The organism is Kitasatospora sp. NPDC002522 (assembly GCF_053595195.1).
Map to the genome: position 1 here is coordinate 1 of NZ_JBSFXE010000018.1, position 20,101 is coordinate 20,101.

Genomic DNA, 20,101 nt, shown 5'->3' on the forward strand with positions numbered 1-20,101 from the left:
CTCTTGTAAAGCGGGGGTCGTCGGTTCGAACCCGACAGGGGGCTCAGTGAACCACCCCGGATGAGCTGCAGGTTTGGCCTTCTAGGGGCTTCATCGCCGGCCTCGGACTTGTCGTCCGAGGCCGTTTGCGTGAGCGATGCGTGAGCGGATGGCCTGGTCGGGTCGGTTGCCGCCGTGGACTGGGCAACCTTGCGCGGCCTGTTCGCTCGGGGGACAAGCCGGGCCGCCGCCTCTGCGATCGCCCGGTCGACCTGCGGGAGCAGGGTCGTGTACGTGTCCGAGGTGATGCCGATCGAGGAGTGGCCGAGCATCTCCTTGATCGTGTGAAGGTCCGCGCCCGCCGCGTGAGCGAGCGTGGCCGCGCCGTGCCGGAGGTCGTGCAGCCGGATCGGCGGCAGGCCGGCCTCCTCGGCCACCTCGCGGAACCGGTCGGTCACGGCGGTCGGGTGCAGCCACTCGCCGTTCTCTTTGGTGAAGACCCGGCCGGTCTCGACCCAGGCGGTGCCCCACCTCTCGCGGTCGGCCCGCTGCCGCTCGCGGTGCGCCTCCAGGACGGACACCGTCTCGGAGTCGAGGGCGATCGTGCGGGCGCCCGCGTCCGTCTTCGGGTCGTCTTCGTAGACCGCCCAGCCGTCCACGACGAGCTGCTTGGCCACGGTGAGCAACCCCGACTTCAGGTTGGTGTCAGCCCAGCGCTGACCGCACGCCTCGCCGCGTCGCAGCCCCCGGAAGGTGATCAGGTGGAACAACGCGTAGAGACGCTCCTCGGCGGCCTGGTCGAGGAACAGGCCCGTCTGCTCCGGCGTCCAGACCATCACCGGGGACGGCCGCTCGCCGGTGAGCTCCCAGTGCTCGATCCGCTCCTTCGTCCACACGAGCGGCTTCGGGCGCTTGGCGGCCTCCAGCTCGACGTGGGACGCCGGGTTGAAGGTGATGATCTGCCGTCGGATCGCGGCGTTGAGGCCGGCCCTGAGCGTGGATCGGATGCGCTGGCAGGTCGACGCGCTGACGGTCCGTCGGAACGGCTCCATCCCGGCGATGGCGGTCTTGAGAGCCTTGCGCTGCGCGCGGAACTCCTGACCCTTCCAAGGGATCTGGGCGAGTTCGTCGATGGCGGCCCGCCGCTGGGCGTTCGCCTCGGCAATCTCGACGTTCTCCTCCTCGATCGCGGCGAACATCTCCTCCAGGTGCCGGACCCGAAGGCGGTCGAGCCGTATGTGGCCGATCCGCGGCTTGAGGTAGAGCCGGATGCTGCTCTCGTCCCGGCTGATCGCGGTCTGTCGGCCGCGCTTGCCCGCCAGCCACTGGTCGAGCCACTCGCCGACCGTCAGCCGGTTCTGGAGGTCCTGGCCGGAGGCGAGCCGGCGACGGGTCTCCTCGACGTCTGGCAGCGGCGCCTTCTCGTGGGCGACCTTCTCCAGCAGGTCGGCTATCTGCGCGAGGCCCTCAGGATCATCCGCGTCCGGGATGTGCAGCAGCTCGCGAACCTGGTCGAGATCGGCCTGGGCGGTCTTCCGGGACTCATAGCCGGAGCGGTTGAAGGACCGGCGTGAGCCGTCCTCGCGGTTGGGCAGCTCCTGGCGCACCGCGTAGGAACCGTGCTTGCGGCTGCTGAGCTTCGGGCAGGCCTTGCCGAGCGGCTTGCCGGTGTCGGCGTCCCGGCAGTAGCAGCGGTGGTAGGTGGAGCCCTTCATGGGGTTTCCTCCTTCATCCGGTCGTCCTTGTGGTCGGTGTCGAGGAATACGAGGTGGCTGGGGAGCGGAGGGGGAGTCAGCCCCAGCTCGCGCATGCGGTGTCGGATCGGCACGAGCTCCGAGCGAACGGCCTTCACGAGGCGGCCGAACTTGGCGTCGGCGCCGTGCGGCCAGTCCTCCCTCGCGCCGAAGAACTGGAGCTGCCAGGCGTCGTGGTGCCCGGTCCGGATGCGGTGCTCGACGCCCGCGTGCTCGCGAAACACGGCCGCGTCGCCGAAGTTCAGGTCCTCGCCGGTGAACCAGCTGAACGCCGTCCACGGGTCTCGGCTCTCGTGCGGGAGGCAGTCCGCGTTGGTGCTCCCGCCGAGCGGGAAGACCAGGGCGGCCGGCGGCGTGTCGACCGCCTTGGCGAGCACGAGCAGCTCCGGGACGGTGAGGGTCAGCCGACGTCCGGACTCCCAGTTCGCGATGACGTTGCGCGGGATGGGGTGGCCCAGCTCGTCACAGGCGTTGGCCAGGTCCTGCGCGGTCATACCCAGCTCCCTCCGGCACCTACGAACCTCGGCGATCACGGTTCTCGTGACCTGCGCCGACCAAGATTCCACTTCGTCGTGTGTCATATCGACACTTTATTGCGATGCAAGCTGCTCCTCGATCCCGGACTTACCGGGGCCGCCGACCGGGGCTCGCCCCCGTGAATGGAGACAGCTGTGCGAACTGAGACGGGCAACAAGGAGCTCACGGGCATGAGCCGGGCGGAGCTGCTCGCGTTGCCGGCCGCCATCGACCTGGACACCGCCAACCGCGCGATCGGCCTTGGCCGCAGCAAGGGCTACGAACTGGCGAGGCGGGACGCCTACCCGTGCCGCGTGCTGCGGTTGGGCAAGAAGTACCGGGTGATCACCGCAGACCTCCTGCGGCTGCTGGGCATCGACGTCGCGCCGGACGGTGCAGCGGCGTGACGACAAGGCCGCAGGTCGGGCCACGAGCTTGTCTGCTGTGGGAGGACTGCCACCGGAGCAGTGGATCTTCCGTCAGGGCGGTCGTATCGTCGCGTCGCCCGCCGGTCGCAAACCGGCGCAACGCACTCCACCCGCCTGCGAGTTGAGCCAAGTCGGCTCGTCGGCTCGGCAGGCCGGGAACGCGATGGCCCTCGGTGCTACGAACACCGAGGGCCGGGCGAAGTCCCCAGATCAGCGAATCAGTTCAACCGGTGGCAGCGCGACGGTCGAGGTCGTGCGCACCAGCGAGGAGCTTCACCGTGAACTCTACTTCCCGCCAGCCTGCATCGGGAGACCCAGCGAAGGGCTGGCCCGCCGTTGCCGTCCCCGGTCAACCCGGTCACTACCGACCGGCGGTCGGTCAGAACGACATACTGACCGACCGGACTGACCGGGAGCCCGGTGCCTTGACCGGTCAGATCACCGCTGACCCGGTCAGTGCCCCGGCAGGACAGGTCGGTGACCCGGACGTCTTCGGCGGGATGACCGGAAGCGGCGACCTGCCGGTCACTCCGTCATCGCCGGGAGCCGAGCTGCTCTGCGAACTCCGATCCGCCATAGCTCGCTTCGTGATCCTCCCGTCCGAGCAAGCTCTGGATGCCGTGACGCTGTGGGTTGCCGCCACCCATCTACAGCCCGCTTGGCAGCATGCCCCGCGTCTTGCCGTGATCGGCCCGGCCAAGCGCTGTGGGAAGTCTCGGCTGCTCGACATCGTCACCGAGACCGTGCACGACCCACTCATCACGGTCAACGCGTCCTCGGCGGCCATCTTCCGGTCGATCACCGACCAGCCGCCGACCCTGCTCGTGGACGAGGCCGACACCATGTTCGGCACCGTCAAGGCGGCCGAGAAGAACGAAGACCTTCGGGGCCTGCTGAACGCCGGTCACCAGCGCAATCGCCCCACCCTGCGGGTGACCGGCCCGGACCGCAAGGTGGTCAAGTTCCCCACCTTCGCCATGGCAGCCCTGGCCGGTATCGGCGACCTCCCGGACACGATCATGGACCGGTCAGTGGTCATCCGCATGCGCCCCCGGGCGCCGGGCGAGCGCGTCTCCTCGTACCGTTCCGACCGGGACAACCCGGGCCTGCGCGAACTGCGCGACGGCCTCCATGCCTGGCTGGTGCCGCTGACCGACGCGGCGACCGACATGGAGCCGCCCATGCCGGTCGATGACCGTGCAGCTGACACCTGGGAGCCCTTGGTGACGGTCGCGGACCTCGCCGGAGGTGAGTGGCCGGTGCGTGCCCGCGCGGCCTGTCGTGCCATGACCGCCTTCGAGTCCGGGCAGGACGAGGACGGCGGCCTGAGGACGAGGATCCTGGTCGACATCCGCCGCGTCTTCGCCGCCGGTGGCAACCCGGACGCCCTGTCCACCGAGCACCTCCTGACCGCCCTGAAGGCCGACCATGAGGCGCCGTGGGCCGAGCACGGACCGACGGGGCTGAGCGCCCGTGGTCTGCAGCTCCTGCTCAAGGACTACGGCATCGGCTCGATGAACATCCGCTTCCCGGACGGCGTGCAGCTCAAGGGCTTCACCCGCAACGGTTTCCTCGACGCCTGGAGCCGCTACTGCCCCGAGCCCGCTGAGCCGCATACCGCTAACGGCAGCTGACTTGCCGCCAGTCGTACCACCCGTCCCCGCCCAGCTCAGGGCGGGGACGGGTTCGTTCTCCGCAACGGGTGCTGTCGTCCCGGGAGCGCCACCCGTACCGCCTTGACCAGGTGTGCAACGCGTGGGACGAGTGCAACGCGGTGGGCAGCGGACGGATTCTCAGTCGATCTGCTCGATGGCATGGGCGACAGCGCCAACGGCGCGAAGAGCGCTGGCAGCTGCCCGAGCTGCGTCTTCGGGTTGGTCTTCGAGAACCGTCGTTGGAAGCTGGCCGATGAGGAGTTTGCCGTGCCACAGACTGAGCCCGGTGAGCCGGCGGATCTCCTTCAGCACGTCCATGGTGCGGGTGCCAGGATCGGCCAGCACGACGCTGTACGGCACGTCGTCACAGACCAGCGTGAAGTACCTGACTTCGCCGCCCATGCCCCCTCCAACTGCCGGTCCTTGAGAGCCTAGCCCCACACCGTCGAAGGCGAAGAGGGCCGCACGCGGAGCAAGTTGTGCGGTAAGCGCTGCTTACCGCGAGCCCCGGCCAGCCGGAGCAAGTTGTGGGGTAAGGAGTCCTTGCCCCGGGTTCTGCTGGGCCGACGGCGGAGCAGCCGAGCCTGGCGGGCCGAGGGCGGCCGGACTTGCGAGCGGCTTGGAGCACGCGCCACTGCCTGTAGCTCACGCCCTTTGCCCGCCACCCCGTGCGCCTGTGCGCTCTCCCAGTGCCTCCCTGCCCGTCGATACCGTACGCCGCTGTGGCTAATAAGAAGAGAACGAACGGCCTTTGGCGCTACTGGGGGCTGATTGCTTTCGTCGTTGCTATGACCGGATGGTTGACCGCTGACTTCGGGCCCCTTGCGATCACAGCTCTGTCGGCGCTGAGTCTCCTGTGGTTTCTCTTCCAAGCGCCAGTCCCGTGCGCTGCGCTGAATCGTGGCGAGGCGCAGACGTGCCGCAACAACGGCCGCGGTGTTCTTCGGGGTTGCCATATCAAGCAGCATCAGTGGCAGAAGCTGAAGGGGCTCGTCGTTCGGCGTCGATGGCGAGAGATATCGGCGGACCTCTTCCCCAACGCGACTACCAGCCTCGCGAGCCTGGGCGCGATCGTTGCCCTCCTGTCGTCAATCATCGGCGTGGTGAAGTCCCTTACTGGTAAGAGCTGATGTGTGCTGGAGGCGATCGCACAGACCAGCCCCCACCAGCTGAGTGGGCAGAGCAAGTTGTCGCGTTGTATATCCCAACGGCTACTCGACAAGATTCCCCCGGCCGGAGGGCCAGGGGTTGGTGATCTCGGAGAGCCGCCTTCGCAGGGGCTTCTCCAGATCGAGGTTGTCGCCTCGGGTGGTGGTCTGCAGGAGTTCGGTGATGACCACGAGTTCGGCGAACGACCCCGTGGGAGTGTCGAGGATGTGCGCGAGCCGCCGCCTTATCTCGGCCGCGGTGTCGGGCACCAGGAGGCTGTAGGAATGCAGGAGCGCGGCGTCGTAGCCGGCGGGTGCGGTGCCCCAGCCTTCCCAGTCGAGGATCGTGAGGGTCGGGCCGGTGAGGTTGGCCCAGTGCAGGTCTCCGTGCGCGGTCGTCCAGGCGGGCGCCTTGGTGTCGACCGCCCTGCCGAGGTACTGCGGCAGGGCGCGATCCAGGTACTCCTGACGGACCGCCACTCGGTTGCTGGGGACTGCGGCGATCGCGTCGAGGGCGGTGCTGAGCGCGTCCCACCAAGCGTCGTCCAGGTCGGGGGCCTTCCGGAGGGTTGGTTCGTGGGTGGTGATGGTGGAAATGGTGATCTTGTCGTACAGCTCTGCCAGGTAGCCGTGCTCGCCCTCGGTCCAGGTACGCCGCTCCCGCAGGCGCGGCCGGGGAACCGCAGGAGGCATGAGCCGTTCTGCCTCCTGCGGTCCTTCCCAGAGCTTTCCACCGGCCTTGTCGGCCGGGGCGGACGCCAGGCGGAGCCAGCCCTCGCCGGACGCCGTGGCAACCGGGCGGCTGAGGGTACGCCCACGCCAGCCCCACGCTTCGCGCAAGCCGATCGGCTTCGCGTCGAGCGCTGTTGCGGCTATGGCGTGCATCCCGCGCATCCGCTCGGCGATGTCCGGCTCAGGTTCCGAGTACATCAACGACCTTTCGCAGCACGTCCGGAGACAACGGCGGGCGGCCGACGGCATCGGCGGCCTGCGTCCAGTGTTCCGGATTCCCCGTTGACAGAAGCACGCGTTTCACTCCGGTGGTCGAGGCGACGACGGCGAGGGCAGCCTGCGCGGGCGTGCTGCCGGGGCTGATCAGGTCGGTCAGCTCACGGGTCACGATGCCGGGGATCTCGCCACCGTGGAGCGGGGCGGAGGCGAACACCTCCAGTCCCGCATCCAAGGCATCGACCAGCGGGCCGTGTCCGTCGAGGGCCTGGGCGACGGCGCCGAGGTGGACGAGGGAGATGGGGAGTTGGATCGCCCGCAGGTGGTGCTGCGGGCCGCCGGCCTTGGTCGCGAGTTCGAGCAGGGCAGACACGTCGAAGAGCCCGCTGCTGAAACCGCGCCAGGTCGCCACTCCGTAGGAACTGATGACGCGCTGGCTGCACGCCTCCTCCAAGGCGAGGAACGCAGCGTAGAGCCGATCGGCGATCTCGTCTTCCTGACAGTCGTGTTCCGGGTTATGGAGGAACACCAGGTCGGGGACGTGGCCGAGCATGCGCTTGCTACGGGCGACCTGCCAGGCGATGTAGTCCGGCGCTAGGCAGTGCCCGCGCTTGGCATCACCGGCGGTGAGCGCACCAGCGCGTACGCCGATCCGCCGGGCACTGGGAGGGACGAAACCCACCTTCGTGGAGACGCCAAGATCCGGATAGGCCGCCAGAACCAGAGCCAGTGCCGCCTCCGCCCGGCCACCCTCGTAGTTGGGTGCGGTATCCACCCAGTCGGCACCCCTGGCAGCGGCCCTCACCGCGGCCTCGGCCACATCGCGACAGCGGTAAGTGCCGAGGCCCAGCTGGGCGGTCATCGTGGGCCTCCGATCGCGGCGGCCTGGCCGTCGACCAGCTCCGTCACGACACCGGCAGCCTGGCCGAGAGTGATGCCTGCGGCCTGAGCGAGATCGGCCAGCCGGTAAGACTCTCCGTCGGCGAGGAGCGCGAGCATCGGCTCGGCCTTGGCAGCGAAGGTCCACTCCTCGCCTCCGGCGGTAAGCCGGACTGTGCCATCGGGCCTGGTCGCGAGCGCGGGCCGCGTGGTGACCAGGCGTACCTGCAGGTCGGCATCCGGTGGGGCCGCCGTGATGTGGGGCAACGACGGTGCGAGCCGGGCTCGCTCGGTGGCGTCGCGGGCGGAGAAGAAGCGGGCGATCAGGTCGTCGCTCTTCAGCTCGGTCTCGATGAGCTTGCCGATCGTGTCGAGGAAGGCGCGTTGCTCCTCGGCGGCCCCGAAACGCGGGACATCCGCTCGGATGGCCTGGTGAGCACGCAACATCTCCAACAGCCAGGTGATCAAGTCGGCCCCCGTCGTGCTCTGCAGCCCGCATGTGACGTGCAGCGAGTGCTGGCCCTCGGAGGCAGCGACGGCGTGCCACCAGCCCCGAGGCAGATAGAGCACATCGCCGGCGGTGAGGACCAGATCGGCGACGGGCTCCTCGGGCGGTGGCTCGGGCGTCTCGACGTCGCGGTGCATTGGCAATGCGCGGGTGGGGCCGTAGACGCGCCAGCGCTTCGCGCCGTCGAGCTGGACGACGACCACGTCGTGATCGTCCCAGTGGACGCCGAAGCCCTCGGTGTCGGTCCAGGAGGCGTACAGGTTGACCTGCACGCCGGTTCGCAGCCAGCGCTCCAGCTGGCCGGCCAGAGTACCGATGCCGGGGTGGAGTTCGTCGACGGCATCCAGGACCAGCGTGGCACCCTCGGCGAGACGCTGGTGCAACTCGGAGGGCTGGAGCTGGTGCCAGACGGTGCTCCGCCGGGTGGTGATCGGCCGGGAGTAGGTGTGCGCGGGCACCTGCTCCCCGTTGGCGGCGAGGCGGAAGCGAGGGGGTTCGAACCGGTGGTGGGTCAGGATGGTGTTGAGGTCATCCCAGCTCATCAGCCCGGCGAGCGACGCGGCTTCGCCGCGTGCGACCTTGAAGCTGCGGCCGAGCGTCTGGGCGAGGAAGTCATCCCCGCCCAGACGCTCAACCACCGAGAAGTGCTCGGCGGTCATCGTGATGCAGCCGTCAGTCGTTGGTGTCGGTTCGGCCGGTGGAGCCGCCGTCCGACGGCTGCTCGCCACGCGAGCGGGCCGCGGCGACCTTCGTACGGGCGACCAGCAGGCCGTCACCCTCCAGCTCGGCGGTGGTGGTCGTCAGGTTCTCGGGCATGAAGTACTCCTTCGAGGTCATGGGGCGGGCCGACTGCCCGGCCCCGTCTTCGGTGCTGCGATGGATCCCGTGGCCCAGGCAAGCTGTGGCGGGGAACGTCAGGTGTGTACGCCGCATCGCCGTTGGCAGTGCGGCCACCTGTATCCCTCCCGCCCGAGGTAGGCAGGAGGAAGTCTCGTCAGACGTCGGTCGGCACGACTTCCTGTGTGCTCGGGGCAGCGGCCCGCACCAGCGCGGTCAGTCGTTCGTCCCCCGACACGGCGGCACTGGTGCCTACCTCGAACCAGACCCGCTTGCCAGCGGGGTCCGGCTCCGCGCCCCAGTCCGTCGCGAGCGCTGCCACGAGGAACAGCCCTCGCCCATCGGTGGCTTCGAGGTCGACCCCGCCGGGGGCCGGCAACTCGTGGCTGCCGTCCAGCACCTCGACGCGCAGCCGCTCACCGTGCCAGGACACGGACACGACGCACAGGGCGTGCGTGTGGGACACGGCGTTGGTGATCAGCTCGCTGGAGAGCAACTCGACGTCCCGGAGCGCGTCCTCCGCCAGCGGCACGTCCCAGTCGCGGACGGTCCGTATCACCCGGCGCCGGGCGTCCGGGACGGCCTCGGCACTGGGCAGCACGCTGAAGCCGAACGGGGCGGGCGCGGTGGTCTGGTGGGTGGCGACGGACATGCGCGCGGACCTTTCACAGGGGACGAGGTCGGCATCGGGCCGATTCGCGCCGGGATTCACCCGACAGGGATCTACAGAACTACCTCCAAAGCCGCTGAACCAGAGCAGAATTGATGCGGCATTGGGGGATCCGTGCTGCAAACCTGGTTATGACCTGGCTTGATGCGGTTACAGGCGAACTGACGTACCACTGGAGGACTTGGGATGGCGCCCAGGAGGTCCCGGCTGGTCCAGCGCCGGGAGGCCGTCGGCCACACCCAGGAATCGCTGGCCGAGGTACTCCAGGTGGACCGCTCGACCGTGGGGCGGTGGGAGAGCGGTAGGGGCACGCCACAGCCGTGGATGCGGCCGAGGCTTGCCCGGGCCCTGCGGCTTTCGGTCGACCAGTTGGCTTACCTGCTGGCACCCTCCGGAAGCACCGAGCCAGTTCCACTTCCGCCTGGCGACGACGACGCCATTGCTCCTGTGCCTGCCCTGAGCGGGGATCACGGTTGTGGTCTCGTGGCGGCAGTAGCGGCCGACTCAGCGGAGTCCGCAGGCTTCCTCCGCTTCGCGAGCGCCTCCAATGTGGATGACACGCTGCTGGAGCAGATCGACGCGGACATCGCCAGGCTGGCGGGGGACTACGTCAGTAAGCCCGTATCCGAGGTCTTCCACGACATCGGGGCTCTCCGACGCGGGGTGTTCGACCTACTCCACGGCCGCCAACACCCCTACCAGACAAGTCATCTCTACCTACAGGCCGGACGCCTCTGTGGTCTGGCCACGCATGTTGCACTCGACCTTGGTCAGTACACAGCTGCCGCTACGCATTCGCGAACAGCCTGGCGCTGTGCGGAGTCAGCCGGCCACAACGGCCTTCGGGCCTGGATCCGGTCTGTCCAGTCACTGATCGCCTACTGGCAGCAGGACCATCGCCAGGCGGCCGAGTTGGCCAGGGCCGGGTTGCCGTACGCGGACGGTGGGACGATCGCAGCCCGCCTGCTCAGCCTCGAAGCACGGGCCACTGCGGCGCTGGGCGACAGCGCGAGCGCGCTCCGAGCGGTAGAGGCGGGCGAGGCAGCAAGGAGCACTATGGCCGCCGTGGATCTCCCTGGCGTGTTCACTTTCCCAGAGGCAAAGCAGTACGCCTACGCCGGCACAGCCCTTCTTGCCCTGGGCAGCCAAACTCACGTGAACCGCGCCATCGAGGCGTCTTCCAGGGCCATCGCCATGTACGAGTCCGCACCGCGGCAGGAGCAGTCATCCGGCGACCTACTAGCCGCCCACCTTGATCTCGTCAACGCCCATCTCGCACACGGCGACCTCGACGGCGTGCAGGAGAAGCTCTCGGTGGTGTTGGACGCCGCACCGGACCGGCGAACGGCGAGCATCTCAAGCCGCCTTCGGGCGCTGAGCACTCGTCTCGCCGAGCCTGCCTACGCAGGCTCCCCGATCGTCCTGAGTCTCCGTGAGAATGTCAAAGATGCCTGCTCTCGACCCGCACTCACGCACCCTCCGGAGCCGCCACAGTGACGAGCAACACCGCACAGCAGGACGCTGCGGTCGCCGACAAGGCGATCCTCGCGAACAGCGCCTACGCCGACGGGCGCCACTTGGCCGCCCGCCAGTCGATCTACCAGTGGCAGCAGCCGCAGTACGACCTGCCCGGGCTCGTCGTCGAAGAGCTGGCCGGCACAAGCGGGACCGTTCTCGACGTCGGCTGCGGGAACGGCAAGTTCGTCAGCCGCCTACACAAGGACCGGCCGGACCTTCAGGTCGTCGGGACGGACATCTCGGCGGGCATCCTCGCTGACGTCGCGAAGCCGGTCGTGGTCGCCGACGCCCAGGTTCTGCCCTTCGCCGATGACAGCGCCGACGCCGTGCTGGCCTTGCACATGCTGTACCACGTCAGCAACATCGAGGCCACGATCGAGGAGCTGGCACGCGTCTGCCGGCCTGGCGGCATGCTCATCGCCTCGACCAACAGTGACACGGACAAGCAGGAGCTGGACCAGCTCTGGGCCAGGGCCGCAGGAGACGTCCTTGGTGTTCCCGAGGGGCCGGCCCGAGTTTCCCTCAGCTCTCGCTTCTCCCTGGAGAAAGCCCCGGTCTACCTTAGGACGGCGTTCAAGGACATACAGGTGAAAGAACTTCCCGGCATCATCGAGATCAGTGACCCCGCCCCGATCGTTGCCCACCTGGCTTCCTACGAGGCGTGGGCTGACCAGAGCGGCGTCCCGTTCCACGAGACCGTCAGCCGGGCGGCCGAGATTATTGCCGCCACAATCGCGACTGAGGGGTCATTCAAGATCGCGTGCCGGGGCGGCATCATGGTCTGCTATCCATAGGGACGGTGAGCATCAGGCGCATCATTGCTTAGAAATAAACTGGTTTGGGAGCCCAGCCGAGGCAGGCGTTGAGCACCGAGGTAGGGTCACGGTTTCTAGCAGGTCGTGAGGTGACTTCTTTGGCATGGCGACAGGACCGGCTCGACCCGGCATCCATCGCCTGTCATCCGCCATTCGCGGCGCACTCACGTCATCGCCAATAGACGATCGTCCCCCGGACGCTGCCCGCCAAGCCATGCTCACAAGGATTGCATTGCGAGCATTATGGGACCCTGGGTGCAGGGAGGTTGATCGTTCGAATACACATCGGCTGACTCACATGACTCCTAATCCACTCGTGATGCCTGTCCATCGGCGGCTCGATCGAAATTGACCCGCCCTCAACAGTGATGCGGAAAGTTCCGGCGCAGGATGTTCCGGCCGAGCGCCCGGCAGCCGGCCAGTTCGCGAGATGGCCTTTCGATGCTTGAGGCGGGAGAGACGCATGGCAGTTCGTGGAGAGTTGCGTGCAAGCCATCCGCACAGACGGGAAATTTGTTCGGATCTCGTCGACTACTTCGCGCAGTGGATTCGAATACTTTCCCCTCCCTAGTGAGAAAATGACAACCTCGGGCGTGATGGCATCGCAGAGAAGTTTGGCAAACTGTTCTTCCTGAGCTGCGCCACTATGGCCGCCATGGTGGGGATAGACCAGGGTGTGTGAGTTTAGGTCATCGCCGCGCTGCAGCAGATCCTCAAGCCCAGAAGCGTCAAGATCGCCCGGCAAAAACAAGGCAGGGTGTCCGTCGAGACTCACTTGCAGAACGACAGACATGCCGTTAGTCGTGATCTCTGGGCGGAATTTCCCCCTGGCTCCGGGGCCGTGCCCGATATCACGAAGCGTTGGATGTAGGATCCTGATACCAACTCGGTCCAGCGAGAGTTGCGAACCATCGGCGTTGCTTATGCCGATGCGCACTAAGAGTTGCCCAGAGTCGACCTGGTCTGTGAGGATAGCTAGAAGCTCATCCCATTTTCTTGTATCTTTTGAGCTGTCGGAATTCGCCCACACAGTCCCAATCTGGAAGCGGCGATTAGTTACCAGACGGAGAGCTCCTTGAATGTGATCTGTGTCTGCGTGGGATAGCACAAGGTGCTCGATCCGGTGGATTCCTGCATCGACAAGGGTGCTGTAGAGAAGCTTGTCGGATTTTGCGTCGACCACGACACAGCGGTTGCCGTCGCGTAGCACAGCAGAGTTCCCGTGGCCGACGTCGAGAATAACCGCCTCGACAGTATTGATCACGGCTGTCGGATTTAGCGCGGCCGGAGCTTGAAGCGTCGTCATCAAGCCCTCCACTCGGGTGGTGGGGTAGGGGCAGGCCGCAGGTTTCGGAAAAATAACTCGGCCTCATGCTCGGCGTAGAAATTTACCTCGCCAAGGAAGATCTGGTCGATGAGTTCAACCGAACGCACTCGATGGGCCGGTGGAAGGAGTGCAATAGGGATCGTCACCGGGACATCCGGCTGCCAGGCAGTCACCGTTACATCGAGGGTGGGTCGCCCAATATGGTCGTGTACATCAACCACTCGGATTGGCGTGAGGAACCCCTCTCGCTCTAGCAGCCTCTGACCTGCGACTTCAGCTTGCGCCACCTGAATACCTTCTGCAATGGCTTCGACGGACCCCGGCCCTTTTTTGACGATTCGTGGGATGCTATAGCGCCACTCTCTGATGGACGTAGCTTCGTCATCCTCGACGTAGGCGCTATAAAGAATCGCTGGCAACCCGCGTTCGTTGGCACGTGCAACAAGCTCGGCGCCATCGAAGGTGACGCCGCCGCGAGGATGCAGACGGTGGTCTGAGATCAAGGCATGACAGCCGCGCCCTAGAATCTCATCCAAAATATCGTCAATGCTCCGCGGGCCGCGGAGAAGCATTGAAAAGACCGAGAAATCAAGATCTTCAACCTGGTCGCATGCCCTAGCTAGATCATCTTCGCGGTCATCAACAACGGCAACCTGGAAGTCCTCATGAACGATCACGCGTTCTTGTCCCTACCTATCGCGGCCATCGGCTTGTCGGGGAAGGCGTACATGGAAGGACGCCCCTCCTAGCTCACCATTCGCCTCAGCTGACAGGTCCCCGTCCTCCAGAACCGTTTTTTTGCCGTGGAGATCGGCGACGATGTCTTTCACGATTGTCAGGCCAAGGCCGGTTCCGTCGGCGCTGCTGCCTTCGCCAGGAAGCCATATATCCCGTAGTGAGATTCCTTGGATTCCTGGGCCGGAATCAGCGACGTCGATAGTCACGTGATCGTTCTCGATACGGGTCCTAATCAGAACTGCCCGCTCCCGAGATGTATCGCCACGAGTGAAAGATCGAGCAGCGTTGATTACGAGGTTTGCGAAAATGGACTCGATATCTGCTGCTGGAGTTAGGACTCGGGCAGGTTGGTCGCACAGGTCTAGGTCAAGCGCAATATGCCAATCGGAGAGGTAGCCGCCGAACATTTCGACAAACTCGTGGCACGCCTCATTGAGATCAACTACTGTGGCGCGACGCTTCTTTCTCTGCAACATCCGGAGCGGAAGTCTGGCGAACGAATGAATCGAAGCAGCAGTGCTCTTTGCCCGACCTAGAGTCTTTTCGATCTTTTTTGCAAATGCATCGTCACCGAGGAGTGCCCTGGTGCGGCGTTCCACGGTGTCTAGGTCTTGACTGAGGCCTCCGGCGGAGCCGATGGATTCATGGGCGAATACTGCGGTACTAATCCCCACGGTGGCGAGGGAGCGGTAGAGCAGTCGATCTCGTTCGAGCTCCTTGATGAGAACATTCTGACTCTGTACCAGTTCGGCAACTTGCCTGCGCTGAACCGGCGGGAGTGCGTCAAGGACCGAATCAACCTTTCGCGCAGCTTCTTGTTTTGCTTTCCTGGCAGTTGCTGCAGCCCCAGTTCGCTCGCTTTCGCGGCGACCTAGCCGGACGCGTGCCGCCCAGTCGGTCGCGCGGGCAGCGAAGTCGCGCAGTTCAATGAAATGGGAATTCTCCTGGAATCCCATGCGATCGGTTTTGGGGATTAGCAAATTGTCGGGATCGTCAACGCTCATCCGGCCGATGCTGTTATTTGTACTGGGGCGCTCTTCTGGGCTACGAACCCTAAGCAGGTTGAGGTCGAGCCAGTCGAAGCCTTGATCGCCGTACGGGTGAACGCGGAGGCCGCGATGAAACAGGTGAACGCCGCCAACAATTCGCAGCCAAGGACGGAGGTCAGTATATTTTCGGCGAGAGTGCCGTGCGTCAAAGGAGGGCTTGTCGAGGATGAACATCCAAAGCTCAAAAGTGGCAGCTGGTGCGTGATACATCATCGGCGCCTCGTAGTGGCCTCGATGCTTACGCAGTGCCACGTCTCCGTGCTCGCCTCGGGCGATTACCTCGCCCTTCCAGTTGTATAGAACCGCACTGGCCATACCGTCTTCGTCGAGAGATGCTACGAGCTTGTATTCGGTTTCATCGAAGAATCCCCGATTCACTGCCTCGGACATGAGAGCGAACTGTGGCGCGTTGAGGGAGGTGGTGAATCCAGTGTCTTCATCGTCGAAGAATCCGGTAAGTAGCCGCATTGCCCTTGAGAGCCGCTCCATCTGGGGCTCGTCGAACCCTTGGCGGAGCTGATACACCGTGATGGTAGTTCCGGGCGCCTGATCGGTCCGTCGGGTGTCGACGGCCAGTTCCACTTCCTCTACCGTCTCGGCGGAATCGTAGTCCGACCAATTGATGTGAAGGACGTGGGCTACTCCAGGTTGGCTGCGGGGCCGGCTGACGAGTTCGACCCTCCTGCCGAGTCGTAGGGCCGCGAGACGCCCGAGGCCCTTCTCACCTACCTTGCGCCTGAGGCTGGCTGTCATGGGCGAAGTTGTCTTCGTGGAGCGCCCGATGAGGAGGAAGGACTCAGTGATGTCCTCTTCGGTCATCCCGTCGCCGTTGTCCTCCACGACCAGTGTCCCGCCGGCCTGTGAAGCGTTGTCCAGCGTGACAGTGCAGTGTGTGGCGTCAGCGTCGTAGGCGTTGCGGACGAGCTCGATGACACCCAGGTCGGGGTGTGGGATGAGCTCCTCGCCCAGGCGAGCCAAGATCTCTGTAGCGAACCGCAGGTGAGTGCTCAAGGATCCCCCTCCGAGCTGGGCCGACCCCAGGGTTCCATGGTCGACCAGACTGCTGCAGAATAGCGTCTGGCTGATCGTCAGGACCAGCTGTCCGCAAGGTTGCTAGGCAGTCGAGAAGGGGAGCTCGTGCGAACAGCTGGTTATGCGATGTTCACAGACCAGCTGAGGCTGCTGGCATCTGACGTCGCTAGGGGTGCTTGGGGCCGCGTCGAGCAGGACGTTCACGCAGCACTCAACGGGCAGGCCGCGGAGCGACTGCGGGCGCTAGTTCCTCTCCAAGTCAGGCGCGAGGAGGGCGCGTTCTTCAGCGGTGGTGAGGTGCGCTCACGGTTTGCAGAGTTGATCTCCGGGTGTGAGGCTGGTGGTCGGGCTGCCGCCTACTGGGATCCAACGTGTGGTGCTGGCGACCTCCTCCTGGCAGCAGCAGCGCAGCTACCTACGGGACCAACCCTTGGACACACGCTTCGCTTGTGGGGTTCTGCCCTTCGGGGCGAGGATCTTCAGAGCCCGTTTGTTGAGGTAGCTCGGCTAAGGCTCTTCCTTGCCGCGGCTGCGCGGCACGGCGGGGAGAGCGGGCGGTCTGGTATCAAGCTTGATGATGGTCTTCGTGCGTTCCGCCGGGTAAGGGTCGCTGATGGGCTGGCCTCGCTACGGTCGGCATCTGGCTATCAGGGGCACATGCTTCTCAACCCACCCTACGGATCCGTATCAGCTAGCGGTGACTGTGACTGGGCAACGGGATCAGTCTCCCAAGCTGCTGTCTTCGTTCTCGCTGGAGTACAGGCACTTGGACTGGGGCAGCGGGTCTCGGCGATCTTGCCCGATGTGCTTAGGAGCGGAGCTCGTTACGAGACCTGGCGGGGACGACTTGAAGGTGCCTTGAGCGTCAAGCGGGTAGACCTGTATGGACAGTTCGATGCTCATACGGACATCGATGTGTTCCTGCTTGATGGTGCTCGAAGGCGGCGATTGAAGACGCCGGCCCCCAGTGGGCTCTGGTGGCCAGCACCTATAGCAGAGGCTCGTGTTGAGGAGGCTTTCGAGATCAAGGTTGGACCGGTGGTGGATAACCGTGACCCCCACCATGGCCCAGAGGCGCCCTTCCTGACAGCACGGGACCTCGCGGAGGTAGAGGCAGGGCGAGCCACTGGGCGGACTAGGCAATTTGCGGGTCGTCTCGTAACTCCGCCGTTCGTTGCTATTCGCCGCACGTCCCGGCCGGGCCTGGGTACGGGTGGTGGCGCCCGCGCTGCCGGCGTGCTTGTTACCGGGCGAACGCCCGTAGCTGTCGACAACCATCTGATCACTGCGAAGCCAAAATCGGGTGGGGTCAAGGAGTGCCGTCGGCTGTTGAAGGTGTTGTCGTCGGAGGAGGTTTGCGAGTGGCTGGACCAACGCATTCGCTGCCGCCACCTGACGGTGGGCGTGGTTCGTGCGCTGCCATGGCCGGCACGAACTCGGTAGGGAGGTTCCACCGATGGGGTGGTTGGGGCGCATGGCGTTTCTGTCGGGCTACTCGGTCCGCGTGAGCTATGCGTGAGCGGACGGGCTGGCACGAGTCGTCTTGAGTCAGAAGCGCGAAACCTGCCGCATGGCGCTGACCAGCAGATTCAGCACCACGCGGCATCAGGCGTCACGTACCGTCATGATCCGGGTTCGTCTTGTAAAGCGGGGGTCGTCGGTTCGAACCCGACAGGGGGCTCATCTCTTTGCGCACGTCAATGACTTGCGAACGCAGAAAGGCCCCGGACCGATTGCGGTCCGGGGCCTTCTGACATCTCAAGCCGACATCAGCGGGTGGGCCGGCGGTGCTTCAGCAGCCGGTCCATGTGGCTCATCGCCGCGCGCTGGTTGTCCTGCACCACGTGGGCGTAGACCTCCATCGTCACCGATCTGGCTGTGCCCCAGGATCGCCAGAGGCTACTGGCGCACCGTCAGGGTCCGCCGCTCCAGGTCGATGTCCTGCCACCGCAGGCCCAGGATCTCGCCGCGCCGCAGGCCGAGCGCCACGGCCAGGACGAACGCTGGGTAGAGCGCGTCCGTGCGAGCGCCCTCCAAGAAGCCGGTTGCCCGGCTGGTGGCGCCGTGCCCTCGGGCAGGCACTCCCGGGCCAGGGCTCCGCCAGAACCGGCGGGTGAGCCTCCGCCTTGCCGCGCATACCGCCCCACCTCATCGATGGGTGCCTCGCCAACACCGGCCTGATCATGGACAGCTGACTGCCCCAGGCCGGCATCACGAGTTCAAGTTCAGTAGTAGCAGCAGGACTCGTTTGCCGAAGCGCGGCACTTGTTGGTCCCACCTAGGTTGGGACAGCGGAGATCCAGTGAATTGGATCTCCACCGTGCTGTACCGACGAAGGAGGAACGCATGGCAGGCAAGGCTAGCGTCGTGTTCGCCCACGGCTTGTGGGCTGACGGCTCGTGCTTCGCAAAGCTCATCCCCGCACTCCAGGCTGAGGGTCGCGAGGTCTTCGTCTCGCAGCACGGCCTCGACTCGCTCGAAGGCGACGTCGCCTGTGTCACCCGCGCGATCGACCACGTGCCCGGCCCGGTCGTGCTCGTGGGCCACTCCTATGGCGGAACGCTGATCACCAAGGCGGGTGTGCACGACCGGGTGGGTGCCTTGGTGTACATCTGCGCGCTCGCCCCGGACGACGACGAGACCTCGACGCAGCACTTGGGCGCATTTCCGAGCTCGCCGGTTTTCGAGCACCTCGAGGTGGCCGACAACCGCATCTACCTCAAGGAGTCGGGCATTGGCCACTTCTGCGGTGACCTGCCGCTGGAGGAGCAGAAGCTCGTGCTGGCGACCGCCACCCCGCCGATCGTGGACCTCTTCGACCAGCAGGTGCCCGGCAACGCCTGGCGAGCCAAGCCGAGCTGGTTCATCGTCGGGACCCAGGACCGCACGGTGAACCCGGATCGGCAGCGGGCTTCCGTTGAACGTATGAAGGCCACGGCCGTCAGCCTCGACAGCAGCCACGTCCCGATGCTCTCCCAGCCCGAGGCCGTCCTCGACGTCATCCGCAACGCCGCGAAGACCCTGGACTAGGGCCGAGGACCGCGAGGCGCGCCCCCTGCGAGCACCCGTCCGCGCCGCCGCAGCCGCGCGTTCGTTCGCATGTGACCGTCGATTGCAAAGATCACGACCTGTCGGCCGTAAAGCGGGGGTCGTCGGTTCGAACCCGACAGGGGGCTCAGCGCCAGATGTGACGGAAGGGCCGGCTCGCGAGGTTTGATCCTCGGAGGCCGGCCCTTTCGGCGTTGTCGGAGGCGATAGGCCGTCAGTCCCTCCGTGCCTCAACCGCGCTGCCGGTGATGACCAGGTCCCGGGCTGCTGGTCCTGCCTGCAGGTCGCTCCAGGCCGGGCACTGAGGGCTGCGCTTATCTGAGGGAAAGTCAGCCCGCACATCAGCCAGTAGGGCACAATTCCCGACCAGCGCACCCACGAAATCCGCACTCACTGGGACCCTCATGTCTTCCTACGGTCAGCCCTCCGTGCCGCCGATCGGCCCTCCGCCTGCGCCTCCGTACAGTCCTCCCCCCGGGCCTCCGTACGGTCCTCCGCCTCTGTATGGCGCGCCACTCATGCAACATCCGCCGCGCAGCAAAGCCGGCATAGCCGGTCGGATCGCCGCGCTGCTGTTCTTGCCGCCGCTCGGCTCCGCGTGGGCATGGTCCTCCACGCGCCTCAGCCGTGCTCAGCGAGCCCTCATCGTTGCCGGCTGCTGCCTGTGGACGCTGATCCTGATCGGCTCAAGTGGCGACAACCATGACACCGCCGGCACGACACCCGCTGGTTCCGTGAGCAGTGCGTCGGCCAGCGCTGCACCCAGCAGTACGCCCAGTCCCGCGGCGTCGTCGTCTCCGGAGCCCTCCCCGAGTCCGTCGTCGGCGTCGCCGTCGCCGTCGTCGTCGGTATCGGTCGCGGAGAGCCCGGCTGCGGCTCCTGCCGCCGTGGCCACGGCGCAGGTGGGGGAGAGCACACCCGCGACGTCTCCAGCCGGGGCCCCGGCCACCACGCCGCCCGCGCATGAGACGGTGCCGCCACAGCCTCCGGCGCCTGAACCCACTCACACCAGTGATGGCGGCGGAGGTAGCGCGCAACAGGGTGTGCATTACGGCGCGTTCTGTGCCCCCCAAGGGGCGGTCGGCGTCTCGGACACCGGAGGCGCTGCAGTGTGCAAGCCCGCCAAGGACGGTCGGAACCGCTGGCAGAAGCCATGACCAGTGCACTGGGCCCGACCCCTCTGGGCCATGCCGTAGTCGTGCCGGGTAGGAACGCGGCCGCGTGGGAGCAGCTCCGGCGGTACCCGTCACGC

General features: G+C 66.0%; 18 protein-coding genes and 1 pseudogene. 6 read left to right on the plus strand and 13 right to left on the minus strand.

What is annotated here, in order from left to right; genetic code table 11:
- Positions 1-1,694: site-specific integrase (locus ACWD4U_RS17235; RefSeq protein ID WP_449787216.1), on the minus strand; the 1,694-nt coding region annotated here is incomplete at its 3' end.
- The gene (locus ACWD4U_RS17240) at positions 1,691-2,314 is read right to left on the minus strand and encodes a helix-turn-helix domain-containing protein (protein WP_363452382.1); all 624 of its coding nucleotides are present in this window, start codon (positions 2,312-2,314) and stop codon (positions 1,691-1,693) included. The genes ACWD4U_RS17235 and ACWD4U_RS17240, both read right to left, overlap by 4 nt.
- Before the next feature lie 126 nt (positions 2,315-2,440).
- On the opposite strand from ACWD4U_RS17240, the gene ACWD4U_RS17245 reads away from it, so the two are divergent.
- The gene (locus ACWD4U_RS17245) at positions 2,441-2,656 is read left to right on the plus strand and encodes a hypothetical protein (protein WP_238863802.1); all 216 of its coding nucleotides are present in this window, start codon (positions 2,441-2,443) and stop codon (positions 2,654-2,656) included.
- Between the two features lie 446 nt (positions 2,657-3,102).
- Positions 3,103-4,311: a DUF3631 domain-containing protein gene (locus ACWD4U_RS17250; RefSeq protein ID WP_449787217.1), complete on the plus strand. Its 1,209-nt coding sequence runs from the start codon at positions 3,103-3,105 to the stop codon at positions 4,309-4,311.
- A gap of 159 nt (positions 4,312-4,470) precedes the next feature.
- Here the strand turns inward: ACWD4U_RS17250 and ACWD4U_RS17255 are convergent, their stop codons facing one another.
- Entirely contained in the window at positions 4,471-4,734 is a 264-nt protein-coding gene (locus ACWD4U_RS17255; protein WP_363452384.1) for a ribosomal protein L7/L12, read from the minus strand.
- Between the two features lie 320 nt (positions 4,735-5,054).
- Here ACWD4U_RS17255 and ACWD4U_RS17260 point away from each other — a divergent pair, with 320 nt between their 5' ends.
- Positions 5,055-5,462 carry a hypothetical protein gene (locus ACWD4U_RS17260; RefSeq protein ID WP_363452386.1) on the plus strand — a complete coding sequence of 136 codons (408 nt, stop codon included), beginning with the start codon at positions 5,055-5,057 and terminating at the stop codon, positions 5,460-5,462.
- A gap of 81 nt (positions 5,463-5,543) precedes the next feature.
- On the opposite strand, the gene ACWD4U_RS17265 is transcribed toward ACWD4U_RS17260, so the two are convergent.
- The 5 genes from ACWD4U_RS17265 to ACWD4U_RS17285 form a co-directional block, all read right to left on the minus strand.
- On the minus strand, positions 5,544-6,173 hold the full coding sequence (locus ACWD4U_RS17265) for a phosphotransferase family protein (protein WP_363452388.1): 630 nt from the start codon (positions 6,171-6,173) through the stop codon (positions 5,544-5,546).
- A gap of 220 nt (positions 6,174-6,393) precedes the next feature.
- The gene (locus ACWD4U_RS17270) at positions 6,394-7,290 is read right to left on the minus strand and encodes an aldo/keto reductase (RefSeq protein WP_363452390.1); all 897 of its coding nucleotides are present in this window, start codon (positions 7,288-7,290) and stop codon (positions 6,394-6,396) included.
- Positions 7,287-8,474 carry a cupin domain-containing protein gene (locus ACWD4U_RS17275; RefSeq protein WP_363452392.1) on the minus strand — a complete coding sequence of 396 codons (1,188 nt, stop codon included), beginning with the start codon at positions 8,472-8,474 and terminating at the stop codon, positions 7,287-7,289. The genes ACWD4U_RS17270 and ACWD4U_RS17275 overlap by 4 nt, the downstream gene beginning before the upstream one ends.
- A 13-nt stretch (positions 8,475-8,487) precedes the next feature.
- Positions 8,488-8,631, minus strand: a complete 144-nt coding sequence (locus ACWD4U_RS17280) for a hypothetical protein (RefSeq protein WP_363452394.1) — start codon at positions 8,629-8,631, stop codon at positions 8,488-8,490.
- A gap of 178 nt (positions 8,632-8,809) precedes the next feature.
- Positions 8,810-9,304: an ATP-binding protein gene (locus tag ACWD4U_RS17285; RefSeq protein ID WP_363452396.1), complete on the minus strand. Its 495-nt coding sequence runs from the start codon at positions 9,302-9,304 to the stop codon at positions 8,810-8,812.
- Positions 9,305-9,508: 204 nt separating this feature from the next.
- Here ACWD4U_RS17285 and ACWD4U_RS17290 point away from each other — a divergent pair, with 204 nt between their 5' ends.
- Both ACWD4U_RS17290 and ACWD4U_RS17295 read left to right on the plus strand, forming a co-directional pair.
- The gene (locus tag ACWD4U_RS17290; protein ID WP_363452398.1) at positions 9,509-10,819 is read left to right on the plus strand and encodes a helix-turn-helix transcriptional regulator; all 1,311 of its coding nucleotides are present in this window, start codon (positions 9,509-9,511) and stop codon (positions 10,817-10,819) included.
- On the plus strand, positions 10,816-11,634 hold the full coding sequence (locus ACWD4U_RS17295) for a class I SAM-dependent methyltransferase (RefSeq protein WP_363452400.1): 819 nt from the start codon (positions 10,816-10,818) through the stop codon (positions 11,632-11,634). Before ACWD4U_RS17290 ends, ACWD4U_RS17295 begins: the two co-directional genes overlap by 4 nt.
- A 262-nt stretch (positions 11,635-11,896) precedes the next feature.
- Here the strand turns inward: ACWD4U_RS17295 and ACWD4U_RS17300 are convergent, their stop codons facing one another.
- The 4 genes and pseudogenes from ACWD4U_RS17300 to ACWD4U_RS17315 form a co-directional block, all read right to left on the minus strand.
- Positions 11,897-12,961 (minus strand): ComEC/Rec2 family competence protein, encoded by a 1,065-nt coding sequence (locus ACWD4U_RS17300; protein ID WP_363452402.1) that lies wholly within the window; start codon positions 12,959-12,961, stop codon positions 11,897-11,899.
- On the minus strand, positions 12,961-13,659 hold the full coding sequence (locus ACWD4U_RS17305; protein WP_363452404.1) for a hypothetical protein: 699 nt from the start codon (positions 13,657-13,659) through the stop codon (positions 12,961-12,963). The genes ACWD4U_RS17300 and ACWD4U_RS17305 overlap by 1 nt, the downstream gene beginning before the upstream one ends.
- A 12-nt stretch (positions 13,660-13,671) precedes the next feature.
- The gene (locus ACWD4U_RS17310) at positions 13,672-15,780 is read right to left on the minus strand and encodes a sensor histidine kinase (RefSeq protein WP_363452406.1); all 2,109 of its coding nucleotides are present in this window, start codon (positions 15,778-15,780) and stop codon (positions 13,672-13,674) included.
- Positions 15,781-17,703: 1,923 nt separating this feature from the next.
- Positions 17,704-17,841: pseudogene (locus ACWD4U_RS17315) on the minus strand (tyrosine-type recombinase/integrase); the annotation flags it as partial.
- A gap of 306 nt (positions 17,842-18,147) precedes the next feature.
- Here ACWD4U_RS17315 and ACWD4U_RS17320 point away from each other — a divergent pair.
- Positions 18,148-18,831: an alpha/beta fold hydrolase gene (locus ACWD4U_RS17320; RefSeq protein WP_363452408.1), complete on the plus strand. Its 684-nt coding sequence runs from the start codon at positions 18,148-18,150 to the stop codon at positions 18,829-18,831.
- A 649-nt stretch (positions 18,832-19,480) separates the two neighbouring features.
- Here ACWD4U_RS17320 and ACWD4U_RS17325 read toward each other — a convergent pair.
- Positions 19,481-19,765, minus strand: coding sequence for a hypothetical protein (locus ACWD4U_RS17325; RefSeq protein ID WP_363452410.1), 285 nt, complete (start codon positions 19,763-19,765; stop codon positions 19,481-19,483).
- Positions 19,766-20,101: the final 336 nt, after the last annotated feature.